The sequence below is a fragment of the Marinomonas sp. HM11-D genome (assembly GCF_057626615.1).
Window position 1 is genome coordinate 268,287 of sequence record NZ_JBMMKT010000004.1, and the last position, 24,045, is coordinate 292,331.

Genomic DNA, 24,045 nt, shown 5'->3' on the forward strand with positions numbered 1-24,045 from the left:
AGATGCTCTTGTTTTCTGCAGCGTTAATCGCTGGCTTAATCTTACTCGTACTAAGCTCCGATAAATTTATCGAACACGCCGCACTTGTGGCTGAGAAGCTTAATGTCAGCCCCATCGTCATCGGTATTACACTGGTCGCCCTTGGCACTTCCGCACCAGAAATGGTGGTATCCGCTATCGCTGCACTCGACAACGCACCAGGCATCGCAATTGGTAACGTTATTGGCTCAAACATTGCCAATATTGGCCTTGTGTTTGGCACCACCTTGTTATTGGCAGCGGTTCCTATCAATGGCGGTCTAGTCAAAAAAGAGATCCCTTTAGTGCTAGCCGTGACAGTGTTAGCCGGCGTACTGATGATCGATCAAAACCTTAGTATTATGGATGGTATTATCCTAATCGCGGTGTTTATCGTAGTGCTTTATATCCTTCTAAAGAACTCTAGTAATTTAGAAGATGAGCTAACTGAAGACTTGCCTGAGGACGACGGCAGTAGCGTTGCGCACTCTTTGCTTATCTCAGGATTAGGCTTAGCAGTGTTAATTGGCAGTTCTAAATTGTTAGTTTGGGGGGCGATCGGCATTGCTTCAGCCTTGGGCGTATCTGACCTAATCATTGGCTTGACGATTGTTGCGATCGGCACCAGCCTACCCGAGCTTGCCGCGTCGATTACCAGTGTACGCAAAGGCCACCATGACATCGCCATTGGCAACGTTCTAGGCTCGAACATCTTTAACTTAGCGACAGTACTACCTCTTCCAGCATTGCTGGCTCCTGGCTTAGTGGATGAAACCATCTTAAGTCGAGATTACTGGTGGATGCTTGGCTTTACCTTGCTGTTCGCTTTGGCCGTTATTATTTATTCCAAACACCGTAGTTTCAGCATTCCACGCTGGTTTGCGTTACCATTACTAGGTGGCTATGCAGGCTACCTATATTTACTCACTATTAATGGATAACTCATGCTAGAAAGCATCAAAAAGATTGCTCAGCATAAAGGGCTAGCTGGCATCATAGCGGTTGCCATCGTCGCCGCTGTTGTGTTCTTGCTTGGCAGCAGACCAACGCTTTACATTCTTGAAGAGCAAAAGCTTTCCGAAGCGCCTGACTTTTTCCTAGAAGGCGTGGAAGTCAGATCGTTCAATGTGAATGGGGAGCTGCAAGAAACCATTAATGCTGAAGCGGCCAACCACTATATCGAGCAACACACAAAGCTAACCAATCCTGTGATTACACGTAGCAGCGGCAATATCAGCTCTGTTGCCAGTGCTGATAATGGCCTTATTGATGACACCTCCGACAGCTTTACGCTGAGTGATAATGCCAGCATTACCCGCTACCAAGATCAACAGGAGACCGCCCGAGTCGAAGCACTGACCATCACTTATAACGATGAAGATCAGAGCATCCACGGGCAATCTCAGGGTAAACTCATTACCCAGCAAGGCATTACTGAGTCTGATAGCATCCGCTTTAACCTTGTCGATGATACCGCTACCCTAGATGGAGGCGTAAAAGGACATTATGACGTTACACAACACTAAACTTAGCTTAGCGGCACTAGCACTTACACTTGCGTGCAGCTCGTCATTTGCCTTACCAAATGACCATCAAAAACCCATCAGTATCGAAGCTGACAAAGCCTTCTTTGACCAACAACAAGGCACTGCCAGCTACAGCGGCAACGTGCTCGTCAAGCAAGGTTCAATTGTAATTGAAGCACAAGAGCTAACGATTAAAACCAATCCACAAACGGGTGAGTTTAAAGCGCTTAACGCAAAGGGCACACCGTCCAAGTTCTCGCAACAGCTTGATGAAGCCGGCAATGCCATGCATGCCAATGGCGATTCACTAGACTATGACGTCACCACAGGCCAGCTTGAGATCCACAACAACGGCTACCTGCAACGTGGTGAAGACGAAATCTCTGCCGATTACATTCATTACTTACTCAATGAAGGCACTTTTAAAGCCGAAAACCGCGGCACTGGTCGTGTTAACATGACCCTACAACCTAGCCTTACAGATCAAATAGAATAATTTTCATGGCCATTCTAGAAGCAAAAAATCTAGCCAAAAGCTACAAAAAACGACAAGTTGTAAAAGACGTTTCCTTATCAGTGAGTTCTGGCGAAGCCGTTGGCCTACTGGGCCCTAACGGCGCCGGAAAAACCACCTGTTTCTATATGATAGTAGGCATGATTGCGAACGACTTAGGCGGCATTTTCATTGATGGTGAGGACGTCACTAAGGACGCCATGCACAGCCGCGCACAAAAAGGCATTGGCTACTTACCACAGGAAGCGTCCATCTTCCGAAAAATGTCGGTAGAGGATAATATCCTTGCTATATTAGAAACACGTAAAGACCTCAGCAAAGCAGAACGCCTCGAAAAGATGGAGAGCTTGCTAGAGGAATTTCACGTCACACATATCCGAAAAAATTTAGGTATGGCCCTATCGGGTGGCGAAAGACGACGAGTTGAAATTGCCCGAGCTTTGGCAATGAATCCTAAGTTTGTGTTACTAGATGAGCCCTTTGCCGGAGTCGATCCAATCTCGGTCGGCGATATCAAAGAAATCATCAAGCACCTGCAAAAAAGCGGCATCGGCGTTTTGATCACCGACCACAACGTGCGCGAAACACTCGACATCTGTGACAAAGCCTACATTGTCGGTAATGGTCACATTATCGCCTCAGGTGATGCTGAATCTGTTATCAACAACGAGCAGGTTAAAAAAATCTACTTAGGCGACAACTTCAGACTTTAAAGCCCTTATTTTTCGGATAAAAAGGGAGTACTATGCATAAGTCATTCCAAATAAACGAAAATATAAGAGTTGCGTTATGAAGCAGTCCTTGCAACTTAAAATCGGTCAACAGTTAACTATGACTCCGCAATTGCAGCAGGCAATTAAATTGCTGCAATTGTCGACTCTCGACCTGCAACAAGAAATCCACGAATTTCTTGAATCAAATCCGTTACTTGAGTTTGATGAGGAAGAGAACTACAGCGCGGAAATCGAGCCCCGTTCTGCTGACACCAATAACGCCAAAGATACGTCTAACAGCGAAGCCAGTGAGAGCAGTTCTGAGCAACCGCAGGTTGAATCAGAATGGACTGAAAGCATCCCAAATGAGTTGTCGATCGACAGCAATTGGGATGATACCTACCAAAATTCAGCTGCCGCTGCCGACACACCTGTGTTTGAAGGCGAGCAAGATTTTGACAGCCGTAACGCCTCATCAGAAGACATGCAAGATCACCTGATCTGGCAACTCAACTTAACCCATATGTCCGATCGCGACATTGAGATTGCTTACGCCATCATTGATAGCGTGCAAACCGATGGTTATTTATCACTTAGCCTAGATGAAATTTTTGCAGCCCTCGCCGAAGAACTGGAAGATCTAGAGCTTGATGAGGTAGAAGCCGTACAACATCGACTACAGCGCTTCGACCCTGTGGGTGTTTGTTCACAAGATTTGCGCGAATGCTTACTGGTGCAATTAGAAGCCTTTAAAGAACACCCGCTATACCGAGTTACCTACAACATCGTGGATCAGCACCTAGGCTTACTTGGTAACCGCGACTACGCACAACTTAGCCGTAAAACCAAGTTGAAAGAAGACGCCTTAAAAGACGTCATCACCTTAATTCAACAGCTTAATCCACGCCCAGGCTCAGTGATTGATACCACTGAAACAGATTATGTTATCCCTGATGTCACGGTTAAAAAGCACAATGGCGTGTGGCAAGTAGAGCTCAACAACGACGCTCTGCCTCCGATCAAAATCAATGAAACTTATTCAGCGATGGTCAACAGCAGCGCTTCCAGCGAAGATATTTCTTACATCAAAAACTCTCTTCAAGAAGCAAAATGGTTCCTTAAGAGCCTACAAAGCCGCAACGAAACCTTACTCAAAGTGGCTAGTTGCATTGTTGCCAAGCAAGTAGAGTTTTTTGAAGTGGGTGAAGAAGCCATGAAACCTATGGTACTTCATGATGTCGCAGAAGAAGTCGGCATGCATGAATCGACCATTTCCCGTGTCACCACGCAAAAATACATGCATACCCCACGCGGCATTTACGAGCTGAAGTATTTCTTCTCAAGCCATGTAAACACCGCTTCTGGGGGCGAGTGCTCATCCACCGCGATTCGCGCGATGATTAAAAAGCTGGTAGCGGATGAGCCGCCACAAAAGCCACTCAGCGACAATAAATTGGCCAACATTCTGGCCGAACAAGGAATCCAGGTTGCGCGACGCACCGTCGCTAAATACCGCGAAGCTATGAATATACCGCCCTCGAACGAGCGGAAACGACTTATCTAAAGGCTATTGAAATGTCTGTGAAAAATTTAGTCAAACCTGAACTGGTATTTGCCAAGCAGCAAATTTCCAGCAAAAAACGACTGCTAGAACAATTAGCTGAGTCCGTTGGTGATCGCTTGCACTGCAATGCCGACGAGGTTTACGATGCCCTTCTAGGACGCGAAAAACTGGGTAGTACTGGCATCGGCAATGGCATTGCCATCCCCCACTGTCGCCTAGACCAAACAAATCGCGCCACCATCGTATTGATGTCGCTTGAAACGCCTATTGATTTTGATTCAATTGACCGCCGCCCTGTCGATTTGATTTTTGCCCTATTAGTACCATCAAATCAGTGTGATGAGCATTTAGCGACTTTGGCACAAATTGCCGAGCTTGCTCAATCTGAAGACAAACTGAACATCTTACGTAAAGCACAAAGCAACAGCGATTTGTATTCGGCGTTCGATTCTTTGATTTAAGGACAAGCCTATGTTGGAGCAATCCATCGAGATCATTAATAAATTGGGCCTTCATGCTCGCGCAGCAGGAAAACTAGTGGAAACCACTACCCGATTTACATCCGACATTACTATTGAAAAAGAAGGCCGTAACGTAGACGGAAAAAGCATCATGGCGATGATGATGCTGGCTGCGGCAAAAGGCACAATTATCAATATCAAAGTGAATGGCGAAGACGAACAAGCAGCAATGGACGCCATTGTTGCCTTGATAAATGACCGTTTCGGAGAAGGCGAATAGCCTGTGAGCGATCAGACGACCTTAGAACACTTACAAACCGTTGCCGACTCCCTTGAGTCTGGGGCAACGATGCAAATTCGTTATTTGCTAAATGGTGCTCTGCCTGCACAGGATGTTGCACGTCTTTTAGAATCCTCCCCACCGAAAGAACGTAAATTGTTGTGGGAGCTGATTGACCACGACAACCAAGGTGACGTTCTTCAATACGTTTCCGAAGACATCAGTATCCAGTTTATGAAAAGCATGGATACTGAGCGCCTTCTGGCGGTCTCCGAAAGCTTCGATGACGACGACCTTGCAGACATTCTGCAACAACTTCCTGAGACACTGGTAAAAGAAGTCTTGGCTTCCATGACTGCGCAAAATCGTACGCGCATGGAATCCTTGATGAGCTACCCGGAAGACTCTGCTGGTGGTCTGATGAACACAGACACCATCACCATTCGTCCGAACATCACCATCGATATTGTATTCCGCTTTTTGCGCCGACACACAGAACTGCCGGAGATGACCGACAGCTTATTAGTCGTGAGTCGCTCTGACCGTTTCCTAGGCATCTTGCCACTGCGTAAACTACTGGTAGCAGACACCGACACCACCGTACGTGACATCATGGAAACCGATTGTGATGTGATTTATGCAGAACAAACGGCAACCGAAGTCGCACAACTGTTTGAAAAAATGGACTTGGTTTCCGCGCCCGTCATCGACCCCAATAGCAAAAAGCTACTAGGTCGTATCACCATCGATGACGTAGTCGACGTTATTCGTGATGAAGCTGAACACTCCATGCTGCAAATGGCCGGCTTGGACGATGACGAAGACACTTTTGCACCGGTGATGCAAACCACTCGCCGTCGCGCTGTGTGGCTAGGCATTAACCTCATTACTGCTTTTATCGCCTCTTATGTGATTGGTTTATTCCAAGACACATTGGACAAGGTTGTGGCTCTGGCTATTCTTATGCCTATCGTGGCTAGCATGGGCGGCATTGCCGGCTCACAGGTACTCACCCTTGTGATACGGGGTATTGCGCTCAACCAAATTGGCGCCTCGAACGCCCGCTGGCTACTCAACAGAGAAGTCATCGTTGGTCTTATTAACGGGGTACTCTGGGCCACCGTCATTGCCTTACTCACGGTGGTGTGGTTTGGCGACATGCAGATAGCGTATGTGATCGCCGGGGCCATCATCATAAATTTAATATTTGCCGCCCTAACAGGCACCCTGCTGCCTATTGCATTAAAGAAATTGGGCATAGATCCCGCATTAGCTGGCAGTGTTATTTTAACCACGGTCACAGATGTGGTAGGCTTCCTGTCCTTCCTCGGGTTGGCAACTCTCTTTTTACTATAGAAACGAATTTACCATGACAGATTTTGAACATTACGACGACAGCGAAGACGATTACAAAAGCAAAACCCAAGTAAAAAGAGAAATGGAAGCTCTGCAAGACTTAGGTGAAAAGCTGACGCAACTAAGCCCAGGCCAACGCAAAAAAGTCCCGATGTCGGACACCCTACGCGCGGCACTAGAAGAAGCGGATCGTATTAAGCAATGGGGCGCGAAACGCCGTCACTTGCAATACATCGGTAAAGTGATGCGCACCGAAGACTCTGATGCGATTGCAGCACGTCTTGAGTTATTTGACAGCACATCAGCGGCCAACAACAAGCGTTTCCATCAACTTGAAGCAACACGTGATGCGCTGATTGGCGAAAACAGCAAAGTGATTCTAGACGAATACATCGAAAAGAACCCATCTGTTGATATTCAACAGCTGCGCTCTTTAGTTCGCATGGCGATTAAAGAAGTGGAAACCGGCAAAGCAACCACTAGTCGTAAGAAACTCTTCAAGTACTTGCGCGAAGTACAGGATGCTCAATTAGGCTTACTATAAGCCTAATTGAAAATACGGCGATGTTCTGCACAGGGCATCGCCGTTTTTATTTGCTGACGATAATCCGTATCCACCTCAAAGTGCAACACGCTGGACTGCTCATCATCTAAACAAGCTAACTGCTCACCCCAAGGCGAATAGGCCACAGTATTACCATATGTTTGGCGCGTTTCATTATGCCATCCAGCCTGATTTACTCCGGCCATATAACATTGATTTTCAATCGATCTTGCCTGCAATAAAGCATGCCAATGTGCCGCACCAGTACGATGCGTAAAGGCCGAAGGCACCACCACCACATCAGCGCCTTGCATCATAAGCAGACGGTAGAGTTCAGGAAAACGCAGGTCGTAGCAAATACTCAAACCTAAGCGCACTCCATCAATCTCGAATACCACAGGCTGAATCTCTCCAGGCTCAATAAAACGGGATTCTTGATACACAGCCGCTTTGTCCGCCACCAGCACATCAAATAGATGAATCTTGTCATAGCGAGCCACCAGCTCTCCTTGATCAGAAATAAGCAAACTAGATTGTCGCACTCGACCGCCCTCTACAGGACGACCGTCTGGGCGAAGCGCCATAGGGTGGGAGCCAATCAAGATGAACGTCTTGTGTTGTTGTGCAAAGGTCGACATGGCCATCAAAATTTGCTCTGTCGCATCCCCTTCAGCAATCGCTCGCATCTGTTTGGCATCGAACAAAAACACATTCTCCGGCAGTACAATCAAGCGTGGTGAATACTCTAATGACTTATCCATTAAGTTGAGGACGGTCGTTAAATTGACCTGCCAATCAGCGCAACTGGTTAACTGAATCGAGACTACGGAAAGCTTAGACATTGCAGGTTTACCTTATTGGAGAGTATGGAACAGGCGTCACTTTAGGATTACTAAATGGACCTTCGATCTCATATTGAATACTGGTCACTTTAGCAAGCTGATCACCGATCAACTTATCAGTAATGTACAGCAAGCCCGCGATTTGCGGTGTCGCCAACAACAAGCCCGCCACTGGCAAAGTACTACTGATCGGCACTGAGGCTGTCAAACGCTCTTTAAGGGTCTCATCAACCAAGTTAGCCGTCCCTTGTAAAGTAATCTCGGCGGTCGGCGATTTTACCCTAACGGGCTCAGCCGTTTTGAGCAGACCATCGGTAATAAACAGAGAACTACTGAAGTTATCAAACGGCATCCCTGGTTCATACAAATCCGTAAAATCGAAGGTCAGACGCTTAGCCAAGGCATCAACATTGAAGATCCCCAGCAAACGCAAAAACGGCGGTAACTGATCCACCTGATTAAAGTTCCCCTTTTGCACATCAAACTGAATTCGTCCATTGAGCGACTTACGATCAAATTTCAGTAGGGAGTCTTTCCAACTCAAGGCAATGTCCATTTGATAGCGATTGGACGATAAGAACGGCGTTGATGAGAACTTCTTAGTTAACTCACGGGCATTCTCACCTTGCGCCTTCACCGTTAACTCAACATTATGACGAGCCCCACCTTGCCAGAAGATTTGCCCTTTAAACTGCCCTTTGGGTAAATCAGTTGAAATATCATCAATGCGCAGACTATTGCCAAGATTTACCACCTTACCTTGCCAATCTCCGTACGGGCGGTTATCGATGAAAATCTGATCTACACGTAACAACATCGATGGAATGATATTTGGCTCGATGGAGCTCTCTTCTTCCTCTACAGGCGCCTGATCTTCGCTTTGCGTAACAGTTCGCCAATTCAGATAATGGATATGCAACTCTGGTCCTGCATCCGTTTGACGTAAGGCCGCATTCAACTCATCAGATGTAATCGCCAATGGATGGCCATCTTGACCTCGGTTATAGGTAAGTTTGACATTATTCAGTTGGTTGATGTCATTAATCGGCAGATGATCAATCAGAATATCCGTGGCATACAGCCACTCTGGAAGCTCAGTTACAATGCTTGCATTCTGACTAGCCTGCTGTACAGAAGCAGTCTCCGCTTTACCAAAATCATTGATAATCGGCATCCAAGTACGCCAATTAAACTCATCAAATTGACCATAAATAGACACACCTTTTTGTATACCCATATCCTGTGGCAGAGGCTTAAACGCAGATACATTGCCCCCTTGTAGCGCGCCATCTTCAATCAACAGTTGCGCGTACACCAGATCTTGTACAGCGGCATCCAACAACACCTCGCCATTTAAAACTTTCACGCGAACATTGGTTGGACGCAGTTGATCCGAGCGTTTGGTGAACGGCATCGGCAAAGCAAGGGAGACCCCTTTAAGATCACTTGACAGAGTAAAATCCACTTGGTTTGGCAGAGCCCTGCCAATAGCAAGATTAGCAGAGTAACTGCTTGCGCCCTGTAAACGGGATATGACGGCTGGCGGTGCTTGACGCCATTTGGCAAGCTGAGTGCTATCAAAACTGCCGGCTAAGGCACCATCGACCATCAAGCGACCAGAGTTTGCCCGCTCAGAGGTCAGCGTCAAATCAGAACGTCCACCCAATGTGCGCAGCTCAAAGCGCGTATCATAAATACCTTGCGAGCCATTAAAATGCAAAGCCCCCTTATCCACTATCACAGGCAAGGCAATTTGCGCGACATTAATGGTGTTTTTCTCGAAGTCCAAATTCAAGCTGACATCTGGATCAACTTTCTGACCTTGAATCGGAACAGCTACCGCAAAATCCCCTGTGACATTTCCCGCAGCCTTCCAATCAATAAATGGCTCTAATACAGAGTCTTTCAGAGGTGTCTTGGCAAGCGCAGTTAAGACTTTACCCGCATCATGCTGAACCTTCCCTTGAACTTCCACCCAACCGGCATGCTCACCATGGATGGGCACTACCACTTGGATATCATTAACAGGAAGACCGGAAAACACAGCACTTTTAACATCAACACTCACTTGCTGGTCATCGACCAACACCCTGCCATCCACATCTGTTGGTGCTGGCCAGTTGTCCGCAAACATGATGCGATCAAGCTTGGCATCAATCGCTAGGCGTAAATGGGGCGCATCGCCTTTCTTCAACCCAGTGCGCAACAGCAAGTCCACATTAGAAGCCACACCAGCACCCAATGCCTTCTCTAGCCATTGGGTTAATTCCTCAGATAAGACATTCGGCGGCACAAAAGTCATTCGATCCTGATCTGGGACGTTTTGCGCATTGATATCAATGGCAAGCCAATCTTCGCCCACCCCTGTTTGCTCAAGCGGCTGCTCCAGATGAAAACCGCCCCGAACAGTAGCGCCATTTCGTTCAAGAATAAGATCCCTACCAGAGACGGCAAAGGCGTTGTCATGCAGTTGCCAAGACACTTCCCCGCTGGCACGCTCAACCGACCAAGCATCCTCATAAACAGTTGGAAACGCCAGTGTGGCCTGTTGATTTTTAAACTCTACGCTACCTTGGGAATCGGTTAGAGAAAACAGACCATAGACATGATCGACCGCAGGAATCCCATTATGACCGTCCACTTGAGCATCTATTAAATTGCTCAAGTATTGATAACGCAGTTGTTCAGCATCCCGCCAAACACGCAGAGAGGCATTTTGCGCCTCCCCATGAGGATTCAAGCCCGATAGAATTTTCGCTAGACGCCAATCCTCTGGAACAAAATTTAACGCGAGGCGGTTGGCGATTTGTGCATCCATTTTATTGAACACGACAAAGGTGCGGTTATCATCACGCTCCCATTCAGCCTTGATATCTACCCCTTCATACAGGCGGCCATCATCATTAAACGATAGATTGGCAATGGTTGCATTGACACCATCTGAATTGGCCCTTATACGCCAATCTAACGCCATAAATAAGGGTGCCTGATCAACAAAATCGAGTTTCAAACGACTGTTTTCAGCTTGAAGTGTCACGCCTTTATTAGGCTGATAGGTTAACCAATAATCACCCGCCAAGCTGACGCCCGCCAACTTTGCCAAGGCCGCAGAATCCAACCATTCCAGCGACACATCCATATCAGGCACCATGACATAGGCCTGAACCTGCTGCTGCAAAAAATTAGTGAGATCCGTGCTCATTTGCGCACGCACTTGAATCGGCTGCGCAATGTCACCAATAAAGACATCAGAGCGCAATAACGTTCGCGAGGATTGTCTGAGCAAATAGGTTTCAGGAACAGAGATGATTAGATCGGAAAATCGTGGACTGCTAATACTGATCGAAACATCTGAGAGCGTCATTTGCTGCTGTTCAGCCGCATAATTTAACACTCGGGACATGGCAACATTGGTACCATCAGAGGCTTTTGTGGATTCAGCAATACCACGTAATGCCACGTTCCCCGAACCATCTTCTTGCAATAAGACAGAGACTCCGGAGACCGAGACATTTTTAAACTGAGGAGAGAACGTTAATAAGGTTTTAGGAATGTCCAGCTCAAGATTCAAATCGCCGACTTGAATCACGCCATTTTGCCCAGCGCTACTGACATTGATATCAGAAACCTTTAGCTCGACATTAATGCCATTCAACTCGCCCATCAACTCGCCGACTTGAACCTTCATTCCCGTCAGTTGCGTTAGGTTGCGCTCAATCTGAGGCTGATAGGCATTAAGCCAAGGCAAACTCAATTTTGCGAGCAAGACAACGCCTGCCAGAAGCACACTGGCCGCCACCACTGTCCAGAAGGTGAAGATTGCCGTTGCCTTAAATACCCGCATGAACTATTCCTTTATTATCGCAGCACTACGTCATATTGATCTTGAGTGTAGACTGGATCCACTTGGAATCGAATGGTTTTACCGATGAAAGCTTCCAATTCTGCCACCGCACTGCTGTCTTCATCCAAGAAACGCTCAACCACCGAATTGCTCGCCAAGACCGTATACGTTTGTGAGTTATAGGCCCGATCTGCACGCATGATTTCACGCAGGATCTCGTAACAAACTGTTTCCGGTGTTTTCACTACGCCGCTACCGCGACAAGAGCGACAAGGCTCACATAACACTTGCCCCAAACTTTCACGGGTACGCTTACGTGTCATTTCCACTAAGCCAAGCTCAGAAACACCTGTAATCTTGGTTTTAGCATGATCGGTTTCGAGGACTTTTTCCAACATACGCAAGACTTGTCGCTTATGCTCTTCGTCTTCCATATCAATGAAATCAATGATGATGATACCACCAAGGTTACGCAAACGTAGCTGGCGACCGATAGCGGTGGCCGCTTCCAAGTTGGTCTTATAGATGGTTTCTTCTAGATTACGACTGCCAACAAAGGCACCGGTATTGACGTCGATGGTGGTCATCGACTCGGTTTGCTCAATCAGCAAATAACCACCAGATTTAAGCTGCACTTTGCGGTCTAGGGCGCGCTGAATCTCATCTTCAACACTGTAAAGGTCAAAAATTGGACGCTCGCCTGGGTAATACTCAATGCGATCCATTAAATCGGGGATAAAGTCTTCCGCAAACCCACATAACTTAGCGTAGTTCTCACGGGAATCAATGCGAATTTTCTCAGTTGAGATACTTACTAGGTCACGCATAGTGCGCAGATGCAGCGGCAAATCTTCGTAGATAATCGCCGGCGCCTTGGTACTGGTAATACGCTTTTTAACCGACTGCCATAGACGTGTTAAGAAGTTAATATCAGCCAAGATCTCTTCTTCGCCGGCACGTTCTGCCGCAGTACGTAAGATGTAACCACTGGTTTCATCACGATCTTCCAGTGCTTTTGATACCAAAGACTTAAGACGTTCGCGCTCTTCTTCGTTATCAATACGCTGGCTCACCCCCACATGGGCCTGATCAGGCATGTACACCAAGTAACGGGATGGAATCGACAGATGCGTCGTCAGACGTGCGCCCTTAGTACTGATCGGATCCTTGGTGACTTGAACCACCAGCGACTGCCCTTCACGCAAATAATCGCCGATCTGGTCACTGGCATTCACCGTATCACGGTCAGCCACTTCTGAAACATGAATAAACGCCGCGCGCTCTAGGCCAATATCAACAAAGGCCGCCTGCATACCAGGTAAAACACGCACCACTTTACCTTGATAAATGTTGCCAACGATGCCTTTGCGAGTTGATCGCTCAATGTAAACTTCCTGCAGCACTCCATTTTCAACCAGCGCAACGCGGATCTCCATGGGAGTGACGTTGATTAAAACATCTTCACTCACGAACCTTCTCCTTTAAAGGGCTCACACCAAACTCGTTTAGCAATTGAGTCACTTCATAGACTGGAAGCCCCACCACTGCAGAAAACGAGCCTGAAATATGCTTCACAAACATACCTCCAAGCCCTTGAATCGCGTAGGCACCGGCTTTATCCGCTGGCTCGCCTGTGCGCCAATATTGTTCAATCTCAAGATCAGAGATTTCCCTAAATTCCACTTCAGATATTACATTGCAGGTGGCGACACGGTTTAAACCACCATTGCAAACACACAAGGAAGTCATCACCTGATGCTTTTGCCCAGACAAGGCACGTAACATTTGCTTGGCGTGAGCCAAATTCTCTGGCTTACCTAAAATCTCGTCACCCAACACCACACTGGTATCCGAGGCAATAATGATATCGCGATGAGATAAATTAGGCTGATGTGCAATTGCTTCAGCTTTCTCACGCGCCATGCGCACCACATACTCATCAGGCTTTTCTAATGGGTATGGGGTTTCATCAATGTCCGCTGGCATAACGGAGAACTCATTAACCAAGGTAGACAATAATTCTTTTCGTCTAGGCGATGCTGAAGCCAGAATAATCATGAAAAAGCCTTTACTGAATCGAATACAACCGACGAATACTGCGCAACAATACAAATATCCACGGCCAAATAAGCGCTGAGATAATGGCTGGCATAAAGATCATCAAAGTTGGTTCCGCATCACCGCTGTAGTGGTCAATCCAGAAGCCAACCAGCTGGTTGATTGAAATTAACAGAAAAATAAAAATACTTTGTTGCCAGCGACGGTACATACGCAAACGTTTGTATAGTGTGGCACAGGTCGCAGTGACGATGACGTAGGTTAAAGAGTGCTGCCCGATCACACCACCCTGCAACAAATCCACCAACAAACCCAACACCCAAGCAATACCAATACCCACTTTTAGAGGCAATGCTAGCACCCAATAGAGGATAACGAGCAATGTCCATTCTGGCTTATACCAAATCAAAGACGTTGGAAAAACCAAGCCTTCCAACATCAAAGCCGCAATAAAGGTTAATGCAAAAACAATGGAGGACTTCATTTATTATCCTCTTTGGCACGCTCAATCAACATCACATGACGACTACGACCTAGTTGAGCCAAAGGTACTACTTCTACATCTGCGTATGGCTTACCAGATACATGGGTCACGGTACGTACAACCCCCACTGGATAACCCGCTGGAAAACGGTTGGCTAAGCCACTCGTCGTCAAAATATCACCCTTTTTAATATCCGCTGTATGCGGCACACTCATCAGTTCCATGCGTTTCATATCACCCGTACCACGCAACACACTGCGAAAGCCTGTACGAGCTAATTGCACAGGAACGAAATGGCTGGCATCGGCAATCAAAAGCACACGACTAGTATAAGCAGAGGTTTCTACCACTTGACCTAAGACACCGGTTGCATCCAATACTGGCTGACCAACGTAAGCACCATTAGAAAAACCTTTATCAATTAGGATTTTGTGGCTGTAAGCGTTCTGATCAAAACCAATCACCTCACCCATCACTACTTTTTCCTCTACTCGTTGGGAAGCATCGAGCAGTTCACGTAGACGCACATTCTCAGCTTTCAGCGATTGAAATAGCTGCAGCTGGCCGCGCAACATAAGTAATTCTTGGTTAAGGGTTTGATTCTGAGCGACGAGGTCCTCACGACTATCTAAGTGCATTTCTGCCCAGCTAATCATTTTTTGAGGCGCACCAACTACCACCTGAATCGGCGTCACCAGCCAGCTCAAGTACGGTCGGACAGGGCTAAAGATTTTATACTGCAAATCCCCTACGATCATCGCAACGGAAAGCAGCACCAGCACAACAACACGTGCGCTGGATACTTTGCTTGTAAAAAAAACAGAATTGCTAATGGGAGAAGCTCCTAAACTTAATCACTCTCAGGTGAGAATAATTCCGAAGCGTGCTTATCCATCATTTCCAATGCCATACCACCACCACGAGCCACACACGTCAGTGGATCATCAGCAACGATCACTGGCAAACCAGTTTCTTCACTAATCAAACGGTCGATTTCGCGCAACAGGGCGCCACCACCAGTTAGCACTAGACCAGATTCAGCAATATCCGCCGCTAATTCAGGTGGAGATTGCTCAAGTACTGCTTTGACCGCTTGAACGATCTGAGTCAATGGCTCTTGTAGTGCATCAAGAATCTCGGTGCTTTTAAGGGTAAATGAACGAGGCACACCTTCTGCTAGGTTTCGACCGCGAACATCGATCTGAAGTTCCTCACCTGTATGGTAAGCCATACCGATTTCAGTCTTAATACGTTCCGCTGTGGCATCGCCAATTAGACTGCCGTACTGACGACGAACATAGGTTGTAATCGCTTCATCAAAACGGTCACCACCAACACGAATCGATTCAGATGTCACGATACCATTCAAAGAGATGATGGCGATTTCAGTGGTACCACCACCGATGTCGATGACCATGGAGCCAGAAGCTTCTGCCACAGGAAGACCTGCACCAATCGCCGCTGCCATTGGCTCTTCAATAATAAAGACTTCACGCGCACCCGCACCCAAGGCAGATTCTTTAATCGCACGACGCTCAACTTGAGTTGATTTACACGGCACGCACACCAATACGCGTGGGCTTGGTTTAAGCATGCTGTTTTCATGTACTTTAGAGATAAAGTACTGCAACATTTTTTCTGTAACATGGAAGTCAGCGATTACGCCATCCTTCATTGGGCGAATCGCAGTAATGTTTCCAGGCGTACGTCCTAACATGCGCTTAGCATCTGAACCGACAGACGCTACAGTTTTCTGGTTACCATTGTGACGAATTGCTACAACAGACGGTTCATCCAAAACGATTCCACGATCGCGCACGTAAATAAGGGTATTAGCTGTCCCCAAATCGATGGATAGGTCGCTTGAGAACATTCCCCTAATTTTTTTAAACATGAATTTCTACACCCTGAATAGATCCATTACGAATAGTCAGAAAATGTAACAACCAGCTGTCCATTGGGCAAGCCGAAACGACACAATTTAGCGATTTCTTTACTCATATATCTTTGTTTATAGGCGTTTTTTCGTAGTGTGAAGGAATATTCGATTATTTTTCGTCGTGCGCTTTCTCCCCTTTCCCAATGGCGCTACAATGTCCGCATTTTTTGAAAACCGATAAAATTAGGTGAAACATGTCTCTAGAAAAGCAAGACGTGCTCAAAATCGCGCACCTTGCTCGTTTAGCGTTGGATGACAACGATGCCGAGCAATACCAACACTCTCTAACGAGTGTTCTTGATCTGGTTGAACAAATGCAATCTGTTGATACGGACGGTGTTGAGCCACTATCGCACCCATTGGAAGCGAAACAGCGCCTACGTGAAGACGTGGTGACCGAAGAAAATCGCCGCGAAGCCTTCCTTGCTAACGCACCTCAAACCGAAGCGGGCCTTTTCTTGGTTCCTAAAGTTATCGATTAAGAGCTTACTGACATGGTTGATCAAAGCATTGCCTCGCTCGCGAAGAAACTGCGAGCTAAAGAAATTTCCAGCGTTGAACTAACGCAAGACTACCTAGCACGAATCAAACAGCTAGACGGACAGCTAAACAGCTTTATCACAGTGACTGACGAAGTAGCCCTAGCGCAAGCCGAAGCCGCAGACAAACTGATCGCTGCTGGCTCAACAAGCGCTCTAGCGGGCATTCCAATCGCCCATAAAGACTTGTTCTGTACTAACGGCATCCTAACCACCTGTGCCTCAAAAATGCTGTACAACTTCGTACCACCATACGAGTCAACCGTGACGGGGCGCATGCTTGCCGCTGGCGCAGTGACTTTGGGTAAAACCAACATGGATGAATTCGCAATGGGTTCATCAAATGAAAACAGCCATTACGGTGCAGTGAAAAACCCATGGAACCTAGACAAGGTACCAGGCGGATCTTCCGGCGGTTCTGCTGCTGCGGTAGCGGCAGGTCTTTGTGTCGCAGCAACGGGTACAGATACTGGCGGCTCTATCCGTCAGCCAGCTTCGTTCTGTGGTATCTCTGGTCTTAAGCCAACTTATGGACGAGTTTCTCGTTTCGGTATGATCGCTTACGCATCAAGCCTTGACCAAGCCGGTCCAATGGCACGCTCTGCCGAAGACTGTGCGCATATTCTTCAGTCTATTGCGGGCTTTGACGCCAACGATTCCACGTGTTCTGAAGTCGCAACAGAAGATTACACGGCTAACCTAGACGCACCTCTTGAAGGCCTAACTATCGGCTTACCGAAAGAGTACTTCGGTGACGGTCTAGACAATGGTGTCGCGGCAGTCATTCAAGACGCCGTAAAAGAATTCGAAAAACTAGGCGCTAAGGTGAAAGAGATTTCTCTGCCTAACCTTAACCTAAGCATTCCTTCTTACTATGTGATCGCGCCTTCGGAAGCGTCTTCTAACCTATCTCGTTTCGACGGTGTACGTTACGGCTACCGTTGCGAAGAGCCAAAAGACCTGATGGATATGTACAAACGCTCGCGCGGCGAAGGCTTCGGCAAAGAAGTACAAAAACGTATCATGGTCGGCACTTACGCTCTATCTGAAGGTTACTACGATGCTTATTACCTGAAAGCACAACGTATCCGTCGCCTGATCAAAGAAGATTTTGTCAAAGCCTTTGAAGAAGTCGATGTGATCATGGGCCCAGTGGCACCAACGACTGCATTCGGCATCGGTGCAAAAACTGATGACCCGATCGCCATGTACCTAGAAGACATCTACACCTTGTCGATTAACCTTGCGGGTATTCCAGCCATGTCTATTCCTGCAGGTTTTGCGGACGGCATGCCAGTTGGCCTGCAAATCATGGGTAACTACTTCGCAGAAGCTAAGCTATTGAACGTTGCACACAAGTTCCAGCAAGCAACCGATTGGCACACGAAAAACCCTAGCTTGGCAGAAGGAGCATAATCATGAATTGGGAAGTTGTAATCGGCTTGGAAATTCACGCCCAACTGTCGACTAAATCAAAATTGTTTTCTGGCGCAGCCACCAGCTTCGGTGCTGAGCCAAACACCAATACCACACTAGTTGACCTAGGTATGCCTGGCGCACTGCCTGTGTTCAACAAAGAAGCCTTACGTATGGCAGTAATGTTCGGTCAAGCGGTGAACGCTGAGATCGGCATGACATCCGTGTTCGCACGTAAGAACTACTTCTACCCTGACCTACCTAAAGGCTACCAAACTAGTCAGATGGATCACCCTATTGTGGGCAAGGGTCACCTAGACATTACCCTTGAAGACGGCACCGTAAAACGTGTTGGCATTACCCGTGCGCACCTTGAAGAAGATGCGGGCAAGTCTTTGCACGAAGACTTCCACGGCATGACCGGTATCGACTTGAACCGCTCTAGCACACCACTACTAGAAATCGTTTCTGAGCCAGACATGCGCTCAGCAAAAGAAGCAGTGGCTTACGTGAAGATGATCCACTCAATCGTGACTTATCTAGGCATTTGTGATGGCAACATGGCCGAAGGTTCGATGCGTTGTGACATCAACATTTCTTTGCGTCCAAAAGGCCAGCAAGAGTTTGGTACTCGTACGGAAATCAAGAACGTTAACTCGTTCCGCTTCATCGAACGCGCGATTTACACCGAAATCGAGCGCCAAGCCGATATTCTTGAAGATGGCGGCAAGATCGTTCAGGAAACACGCCTATACGATCCAGACAAAGATGAAACACGCAGCATGCGCACCAAGGAAGATGCTAACGACTACCGTTACTTCCCATGTCCAGATCTTCTACCAATCGAGCTAACGCAAGAGTATGTGGATGAGATCGCTGCCAACCTGCCTGAGCTTCCAGCACAAAAAGCTGAACGCTTCATGACTGAGTACAAGCTAAGCGAATACGATGCAGGTGTTATTTCTGCAACGCGCGCCATGGCTGAATACTTTGAAGTCGTAGCTAAAGCTGCTGGCAATGCCAAGCTGGCAGCTAACTGGGTTATGGGTGAACTAAGTAAGTACCTAAACACTGAAGGCAAAGAAATCACCGAATCTAACGTTTCTGCGGAACAGTTAGGTGGCCTGTTGGTTCGTATCGAAGACAACACCATCAACGGCAACACCGCGAAAAGTGTTCTTCAAGCCATGTGGGAAGGTCAAGGCTCTGCAGATGAGATCATCGAAGCCAAAGGCCTAAAACAGGTGACAGACACTGGCGCCATCGAAGCCATGATTCAAGGTGTCCTTGAAGCCAACGCCACTCAAGTAGAGCAATTCCGTGAGTCTGACGAAGACAAGCAGAAGAAGATGATCGGTTTCTTTATGGGTCAAGTCATGAAAGCTTCCCAAGGTAAAGCGAACCCAGGTGTGGTCACGCCAATCTTGAACAAGCTACTAAAAGGCTAATCAAGCTCTTTAGAAACAAGAAGCCCGCTACTTAAGCGGGCTTTTTTATGGCAACCACCAGCACCTTAGGCGAGCTCTTTAAGCCACTTCACTATCATAGGGTTCAACACGATTACGGCCAAATGCCTTGGCTTGATACAGCTGCACGTCGGCCGCATCGAGAAACTCATTGAGGCTTAACTTGGACTTAAAGCACACCCCCACACTACAGGTCATCGCCAAATTTTTCTCGGTAAACAAGGTACAACGAACCGCATACATAAAGTCCGTAATATCCTGTCGTAGAGCTGCCTCCGAGCGAGTAGAAATCACCACAAACTCTTCACCACCGTAGCGCCCTACCAAATCATCCTGGAAGCACTTGCGCAACATGCCAGCAAATTGCGCTATCAACTGATCGCCAATACGATGCCCTAAAGAATCATTGACCTCTTTAAACTCATCCAAATCAAACATACAGACACCAAAGCCAGCGAACTTGTGCTTTTCAATAAAGAGTCTTTCTGCCTGCTCAAATAAATAGCGTCGGTTATGAATCCCCGTTAAAGCATCCACATAGACTGCTTTTTGGATGGCTTCAACCATTTCCATGGACTCCAATGCACTGAATACCCGCCAATAAAACTCTTCATGGTAAAAAGGCTTAGTCAGAAAATCATTGGCACCACTTTTAATAAATTTTGCCGACATCACCGGATCACCCTGAGCAGACACTCCAATAATGGTTAAGTTTTGATACTGAGGCTGTTCACGCAGCTGTTTCACTAACTCAAAGCCCGACATCTCTGGCATATAGTGATCACAAATCACCATTTTGATATCACGCTCTTGATCCAGCACTTGCAATGCCTCGACACCATTTTTGGCAACACACACTTCAATACGTGCTTTGCGTAGCAAATTACACATGATGTTAGAGCAGACAAGACTGTCTTCTACCACCAGCACTTTAATCGCTAAGTTCTTACGAATGCGATCTAAGATTTTCTCCACTTGCTTGTAGGCATAACCACCATCTTTAGAGATGTAGTCCAATACACCTTGTGCCAACAGGCGGCTGCGTAATTGCTCATCAAAATTACCCGTTAGCACCACTGTTGGAATGCCGCGTTGCAGCACTTCTGGCACCACCTCTCCATTTGGGGCATCAGGAAGGTTTAAATCCACCACCGCAGCCAAAAACTCGACATCCTGCTTGATTGCCTCTTTTACTGACGCCAAATCCTTGCACGACACACAGCGAAAGAAAGGATTTGAACCAATCAGATTCTCGAGGATTTTTCTAACTACAGCAGTATCTTCAACCACCAATATGTTATACATTCTGCTACCCTTAAGATGACTCTTATAGAGAATGTAACAGTGATTTGGCAGATTAACGTCGGTTACTTAGTTGTTAAATAGTGATTTTTTGTAAAAGGGCCCCATGAACTGTCGACCCAACTGTGGTGCATGCTGCATCGCCCCATCGATCTCCAGCCCGATACCCGGAATGCCGAATGGCAAACCCGCTGGAGTACCTTGCATACAACTTGACCACGATTATCGCTGCAAAATTTTTGGCCACCCAGATCGACCTGCCGTTTGCGCTGATTTTCAAGCGGTCGAATATGTGTGCGGTAACCACCGGGACGAAGCCATTGCTACCCTAAATGACATGGAAGCCTCGACATCACCGACGCTCATAATTAAGGACTCTACATGAAACGATTGACTCGTAATGTCGGCACTGCGTTAGTAACTTGCGCCATACTTTCAGGCTGTTCTAGCAATAGTCCTCAGACCTATGAGACACCCAACGCAATCAGCTCCCAGCCAAGTGGTGCTCAGATTGAAAGCAGTGTACGCGAGCAAGTCTCTTGGATGCTGGATGCATTCACCCCTATCGCAGGACAGGCTTTGCCCAATAAGAGCGTCTTAGACGCTTATGAATTTCGAAACTTCGAGCCCATTTGGATCAAAGACAAACAGTTAGATAAGTCCATCTATAAGTTGGTTGACACCCTTGAAGCGGCGCGTAGCCACGGACTCAACCCTGTCCATTATCATCTACAAACCATTAAAGATTATCTAGCGATCAAAGCACCTTCCGCGCAGCAACTGGCGGAATTGGACGTGATCACTACGATTGCCCTCTCTAGCTATGCTCACGACATTTCCAATGGCCGTTATGAGCCGCATTTAATCGACCCAAATTGGCAACTTGACGCTCCAAATAACGATTGGAAAAACTTACTATTTTTAGATTCACCAGTTGATATGGTGAGTTACTTACCGACGCTAGCGCCAAGACAACCAGACTATCAAGTACTGCAGAACTGGTTAGCCTTTTACCAAGAGGTTGCTCAGAAAGAAGGTGACGTACATGTGGACTATGGCGCCCTATTACGCCTAGACGATCAGTCACCACGGGTAGCGCAATTACGTGCTCGCTTGGTGCAGTTGGGAGATATGCGCTTTTCAACCAGAAAAGTGGCGGAAAACTACTTTGACGAAGAATTACGCGCGGCCGTAATTCGTTTTCAAAAGCGCCATCAACTAGACGCCGATGGCACGGTCGGCACTCAAACGATACAAGCCCTCAATGTCCCGCTAGAACAGCGCGCGAAACAAATCGCCTACAATCTAGAACGCTGGCGTTGGCTGCCCTCTCAGCTTGAGGACAACCGTGTTTGGGTAGATTTGACCGACTTTACCGCCCATATTTTCCTAAATGATCGCACCGAAAGCATGAAGATCGTAATTGGTAAGCCCGATCGAAAAACCAATGTATTCTACGGCAAGATGACCTACATGGTGGTCAATCCGACATGGCGTGTCCCCATGCGCATTGCCAGAGAAAACCTACTGCCTAAATTGCAGGAAAACGCCAACTATCTAGCGGAAAATGGCTATCAAGTGTTTAGTAGCTGGAGCATCGGTGCCCAACAATTAGATCCATTAAACATTGACTGGAAGAACATACAACCCGAGGAACTGCGTTACCGCTTTGAACAAGCGGCGGATGACGATAATGCCTTAGGGGGATACAAATTTATGTTTCCCAATAAGTTCGACATCTATTTGCACGACACTCCAGCCAGACACCTTTTTAATGAAAAGGTACGTGCTTTTAGCTCAGGCTGTATCCGCTTAGAACGCGCTAAAGACTTCGCTGATCTGCTGGTCGCTGGCAATCGTAAAGGCCAACAACAATTAGCAGCAGCTCGTGCATCTCAAGAAACCAAAGTCGTTTCGTTAAGTCAGTCGCTGCCCGTGTATTTGGTTTACTTTACCGTGGTACCCAACACCAATGGTATGCCAGAATTTCGCAATGACATTTACGAACGTGATGCATTAATGAAAGAAGCCATGGGTTACTCGCCGTTCAAGGCAAAAGAGAGCATCTAGGCTGTTCTGAAAACATATAACAAAGGGGCGAAAGCCCCTTTGTTATTTCACCATGATACACACGGTAATTTCTTCACGATCATGGAACAGATGTTTGTATTGCATCTCATAGCGCATCCCTTTCTGCGCCAGCTGGCTCGAAATCAGCTCCAAACACTGCACCACCTCTTGGTAACGCTTCTTCATCGGCAGTTTTAGGTTAAAGATAGTCCGTTGCGTCCAGCCTTCACATAACCATTTCGCCATCAGTTCAGCGACTAGGATCGGGCGCTCCACCATGTCACACACCATCCAGTCTACTTTCACTGGCGGCTGGAATTTGAAGCCATCTTCGGTCATATGTGACACCAAGCCAGTGGCCATCAACTCTTTTTGCATAGGGCCATTATCGACTGCGTAAGTATGAATGCCGCGCACCACAAACTGATAAGTCCAGCCACCTGGGCAGGCTCCCAAATCCACCGCATGCATGGCATCGTGTAAGTCTTTCTCACGACGCTGTTCAGGTACGAATTGCAATAGCGCCTCTTCTAGCTTTAACGTTGAGCGGCTAGGACCTTTCGCCGGAAAACGTAGACGACGAATACCCAGCGGGAACTCTGAACGACATTCGGCATAACTGACACCCAAATAGGCTTGATCACCTTCCATAAAAAACACATGGTGACGTACACCGACCGCTTTTTTACGAACTAACCCAGCTTTTTTCCAAGCGGCTAACAAAGGCTTCTCAATCTTTTTAATCAAACCTGCCAAAGCTTTTGCTTCGTTGGTATCCGCGGTTTCAAACCAGATATCTTCCGCTAACGGCAACTCACGCGCCGCCTCTAACAAGGCTTGAACACGTCCACCCTTTTCAAAATCAATCACATCATTTACGGCAATGATTTGACGAGCAAAAATTAAGTGGTTAAAAGACAGAGACTGAATCAGTGATTCCGCCCCATGATCATCGCCCGTATGGTAGATCACATACCCCGAATTCTCAGTTGGTACACCATAACCGAAAAGCCCATGCTCGGCCGCTTTGTCTGAGATCTCAGCCAGCGCATCTTTTTCAAACCCTGGGCGACAGTAAATTAAAATATTTTTCATAATGGTGAGGTGAT

At 47.1% G+C, this 24,045-nt stretch carries 23 protein-coding genes; 14 read left to right on the plus strand and 9 right to left on the minus strand.

Annotation, left to right across the window (positions count from 1 at the left end):
• The first annotated feature begins 2 nt into the window (after positions 1-2).
• The 9 genes from ACOSVP_RS08040 to yjgA all read left to right on the plus strand — a co-directional run bounded on the left by ACOSVP_RS08040 (position 3) and on the right by yjgA (position 6,976).
• Complete coding sequence (locus ACOSVP_RS08040; protein WP_487346980.1) at positions 3-959, plus strand: calcium/sodium antiporter; 957 nt, start codon at positions 3-5, stop codon at positions 957-959.
• Positions 960-962: 3 nt separating this feature from the next.
• A complete protein-coding gene (gene lptC, locus ACOSVP_RS08045; RefSeq protein ID WP_487346981.1) occupies positions 963-1,544 on the plus strand; it encodes an LPS export ABC transporter periplasmic protein LptC in 582 nt (193 codons plus the stop codon).
• Complete coding sequence (lptA, locus tag ACOSVP_RS08050; RefSeq protein ID WP_487346982.1) at positions 1,525-2,040, plus strand: lipopolysaccharide transport periplasmic protein LptA; 516 nt, start codon at positions 1,525-1,527, stop codon at positions 2,038-2,040. The genes lptC and lptA overlap by 20 nt, the downstream gene beginning before the upstream one ends.
• A 5-nt stretch (positions 2,041-2,045) precedes the next feature.
• The gene (gene lptB / locus ACOSVP_RS08055; RefSeq protein ID WP_487346983.1) at positions 2,046-2,771 is read left to right on the plus strand and encodes an LPS export ABC transporter ATP-binding protein; all 726 of its coding nucleotides are present in this window, start codon (positions 2,046-2,048) and stop codon (positions 2,769-2,771) included.
• A 76-nt stretch (positions 2,772-2,847) separates the two neighbouring features.
• A complete protein-coding gene (locus ACOSVP_RS08060; RefSeq protein ID WP_487346984.1) occupies positions 2,848-4,335 on the plus strand; it encodes an RNA polymerase factor sigma-54 in 1,488 nt (495 codons plus the stop codon).
• An 11-nt stretch (positions 4,336-4,346) separates the two neighbouring features.
• Complete coding sequence (gene ptsN, locus ACOSVP_RS08065; protein ID WP_487346985.1) at positions 4,347-4,796, plus strand: PTS IIA-like nitrogen regulatory protein PtsN; 450 nt, start codon at positions 4,347-4,349, stop codon at positions 4,794-4,796.
• Between the two features lie 10 nt (positions 4,797-4,806).
• Complete coding sequence (locus ACOSVP_RS08070) at positions 4,807-5,076, plus strand: HPr family phosphocarrier protein (protein WP_487346986.1); 270 nt, start codon at positions 4,807-4,809, stop codon at positions 5,074-5,076.
• A gap of 3 nt (positions 5,077-5,079) precedes the next feature.
• Entirely contained in the window at positions 5,080-6,432 is a 1,353-nt protein-coding gene (mgtE, locus tag ACOSVP_RS08075) for a magnesium transporter (protein WP_487346987.1), read from the plus strand.
• A 13-nt stretch (positions 6,433-6,445) separates the two neighbouring features.
• On the plus strand, positions 6,446-6,976 hold the full coding sequence (yjgA, locus tag ACOSVP_RS08080) for a ribosome biogenesis factor YjgA (RefSeq protein WP_487346988.1): 531 nt from the start codon (positions 6,446-6,448) through the stop codon (positions 6,974-6,976).
• A 2-nt stretch (positions 6,977-6,978) separates the two neighbouring features.
• Here yjgA and ACOSVP_RS08085 read toward each other — a convergent pair whose 3' ends face one another.
• The 7 genes from ACOSVP_RS08085 to ACOSVP_RS08115 form a co-directional block, all read right to left on the minus strand.
• The gene (locus ACOSVP_RS08085; RefSeq protein ID WP_487346989.1) at positions 6,979-7,818 is read right to left on the minus strand and encodes a carbon-nitrogen hydrolase family protein; all 840 of its coding nucleotides are present in this window, start codon (positions 7,816-7,818) and stop codon (positions 6,979-6,981) included.
• 7 nt (positions 7,819-7,825) lie between these two features.
• Entirely contained in the window at positions 7,826-11,662 is a 3,837-nt protein-coding gene (locus tag ACOSVP_RS08090) for a YhdP family protein (protein WP_487346990.1), read from the minus strand.
• A 14-nt stretch (positions 11,663-11,676) separates the two neighbouring features.
• A complete protein-coding gene (gene rng, locus ACOSVP_RS08095) occupies positions 11,677-13,131 on the minus strand; it encodes a ribonuclease G (RefSeq protein ID WP_487346991.1) in 1,455 nt (484 codons plus the stop codon).
• Positions 13,124-13,720, minus strand: a complete 597-nt coding sequence (locus ACOSVP_RS08100; protein WP_487346992.1) for a Maf family protein — start codon at positions 13,718-13,720, stop codon at positions 13,124-13,126. Before ACOSVP_RS08100 ends, rng begins: the two co-directional genes overlap by 8 nt.
• A gap of 10 nt (positions 13,721-13,730) precedes the next feature.
• Entirely contained in the window at positions 13,731-14,204 is a 474-nt protein-coding gene (gene mreD, locus ACOSVP_RS08105; protein ID WP_487346993.1) for a rod shape-determining protein MreD, read from the minus strand.
• Complete coding sequence (gene mreC / locus ACOSVP_RS08110; RefSeq protein WP_487346994.1) at positions 14,201-14,986, minus strand: rod shape-determining protein MreC; 786 nt, start codon at positions 14,984-14,986, stop codon at positions 14,201-14,203. The genes mreD and mreC overlap by 4 nt, the downstream gene beginning before the upstream one ends.
• 68 nt (positions 14,987-15,054) lie before the next feature.
• Positions 15,055-16,098 (minus strand): rod shape-determining protein, encoded by a 1,044-nt coding sequence (locus ACOSVP_RS08115; protein ID WP_487346995.1) that lies wholly within the window; start codon positions 16,096-16,098, stop codon positions 15,055-15,057.
• Between the two features lie 239 nt (positions 16,099-16,337).
• On the opposite strand from ACOSVP_RS08115, the gene gatC reads away from it, so the two are divergent.
• The 3 genes from gatC to gatB are packed head-to-tail and all read left to right on the plus strand — an operon-like array spanning position 16,338 to position 19,546.
• Complete coding sequence (gatC, locus tag ACOSVP_RS08120) at positions 16,338-16,625, plus strand: Asp-tRNA(Asn)/Glu-tRNA(Gln) amidotransferase subunit GatC (RefSeq protein WP_067207252.1); 288 nt, start codon at positions 16,338-16,340, stop codon at positions 16,623-16,625.
• Positions 16,626-16,637: 12 nt separating this feature from the next.
• Entirely contained in the window at positions 16,638-18,098 is a 1,461-nt protein-coding gene (gene gatA, locus ACOSVP_RS08125) for an Asp-tRNA(Asn)/Glu-tRNA(Gln) amidotransferase subunit GatA (RefSeq protein WP_487346996.1), read from the plus strand.
• Between the two features lie 2 nt (positions 18,099-18,100).
• Positions 18,101-19,546 carry an Asp-tRNA(Asn)/Glu-tRNA(Gln) amidotransferase subunit GatB gene (gene gatB / locus ACOSVP_RS08130; RefSeq protein WP_487346997.1) on the plus strand — a complete coding sequence of 482 codons (1,446 nt, stop codon included), beginning with the start codon at positions 18,101-18,103 and terminating at the stop codon, positions 19,544-19,546.
• A 78-nt stretch (positions 19,547-19,624) separates the two neighbouring features.
• Here the strand turns inward: gatB and ACOSVP_RS08135 are convergent, their stop codons facing one another.
• Positions 19,625-20,869 carry a GGDEF domain-containing response regulator gene (locus ACOSVP_RS08135; RefSeq protein WP_487346998.1) on the minus strand — a complete coding sequence of 415 codons (1,245 nt, stop codon included), beginning with the start codon at positions 20,867-20,869 and terminating at the stop codon, positions 19,625-19,627.
• A 103-nt stretch (positions 20,870-20,972) separates the two neighbouring features.
• Between ACOSVP_RS08135 and ACOSVP_RS08140 the strand changes: the two genes are divergently transcribed.
• Positions 20,973-21,251 carry a YkgJ family cysteine cluster protein gene (locus tag ACOSVP_RS08140; RefSeq protein ID WP_487346999.1) on the plus strand — a complete coding sequence of 93 codons (279 nt, stop codon included), beginning with the start codon at positions 20,973-20,975 and terminating at the stop codon, positions 21,249-21,251.
• A complete protein-coding gene (locus ACOSVP_RS08145; protein ID WP_487347000.1) occupies positions 21,248-22,936 on the plus strand; it encodes a L,D-transpeptidase family protein in 1,689 nt (562 codons plus the stop codon). Before ACOSVP_RS08140 ends, ACOSVP_RS08145 begins: the two co-directional genes overlap by 4 nt.
• 42 nt (positions 22,937-22,978) lie before the next feature.
• Here the strand turns inward: ACOSVP_RS08145 and rlmM are convergent, their stop codons facing one another.
• Complete coding sequence (gene rlmM / locus ACOSVP_RS08150) at positions 22,979-24,031, minus strand: 23S rRNA (cytidine(2498)-2'-O)-methyltransferase RlmM (RefSeq protein ID WP_487347001.1); 1,053 nt, start codon at positions 24,029-24,031, stop codon at positions 22,979-22,981.
• Between the last annotated feature and the right edge of the window lie 14 nt (positions 24,032-24,045).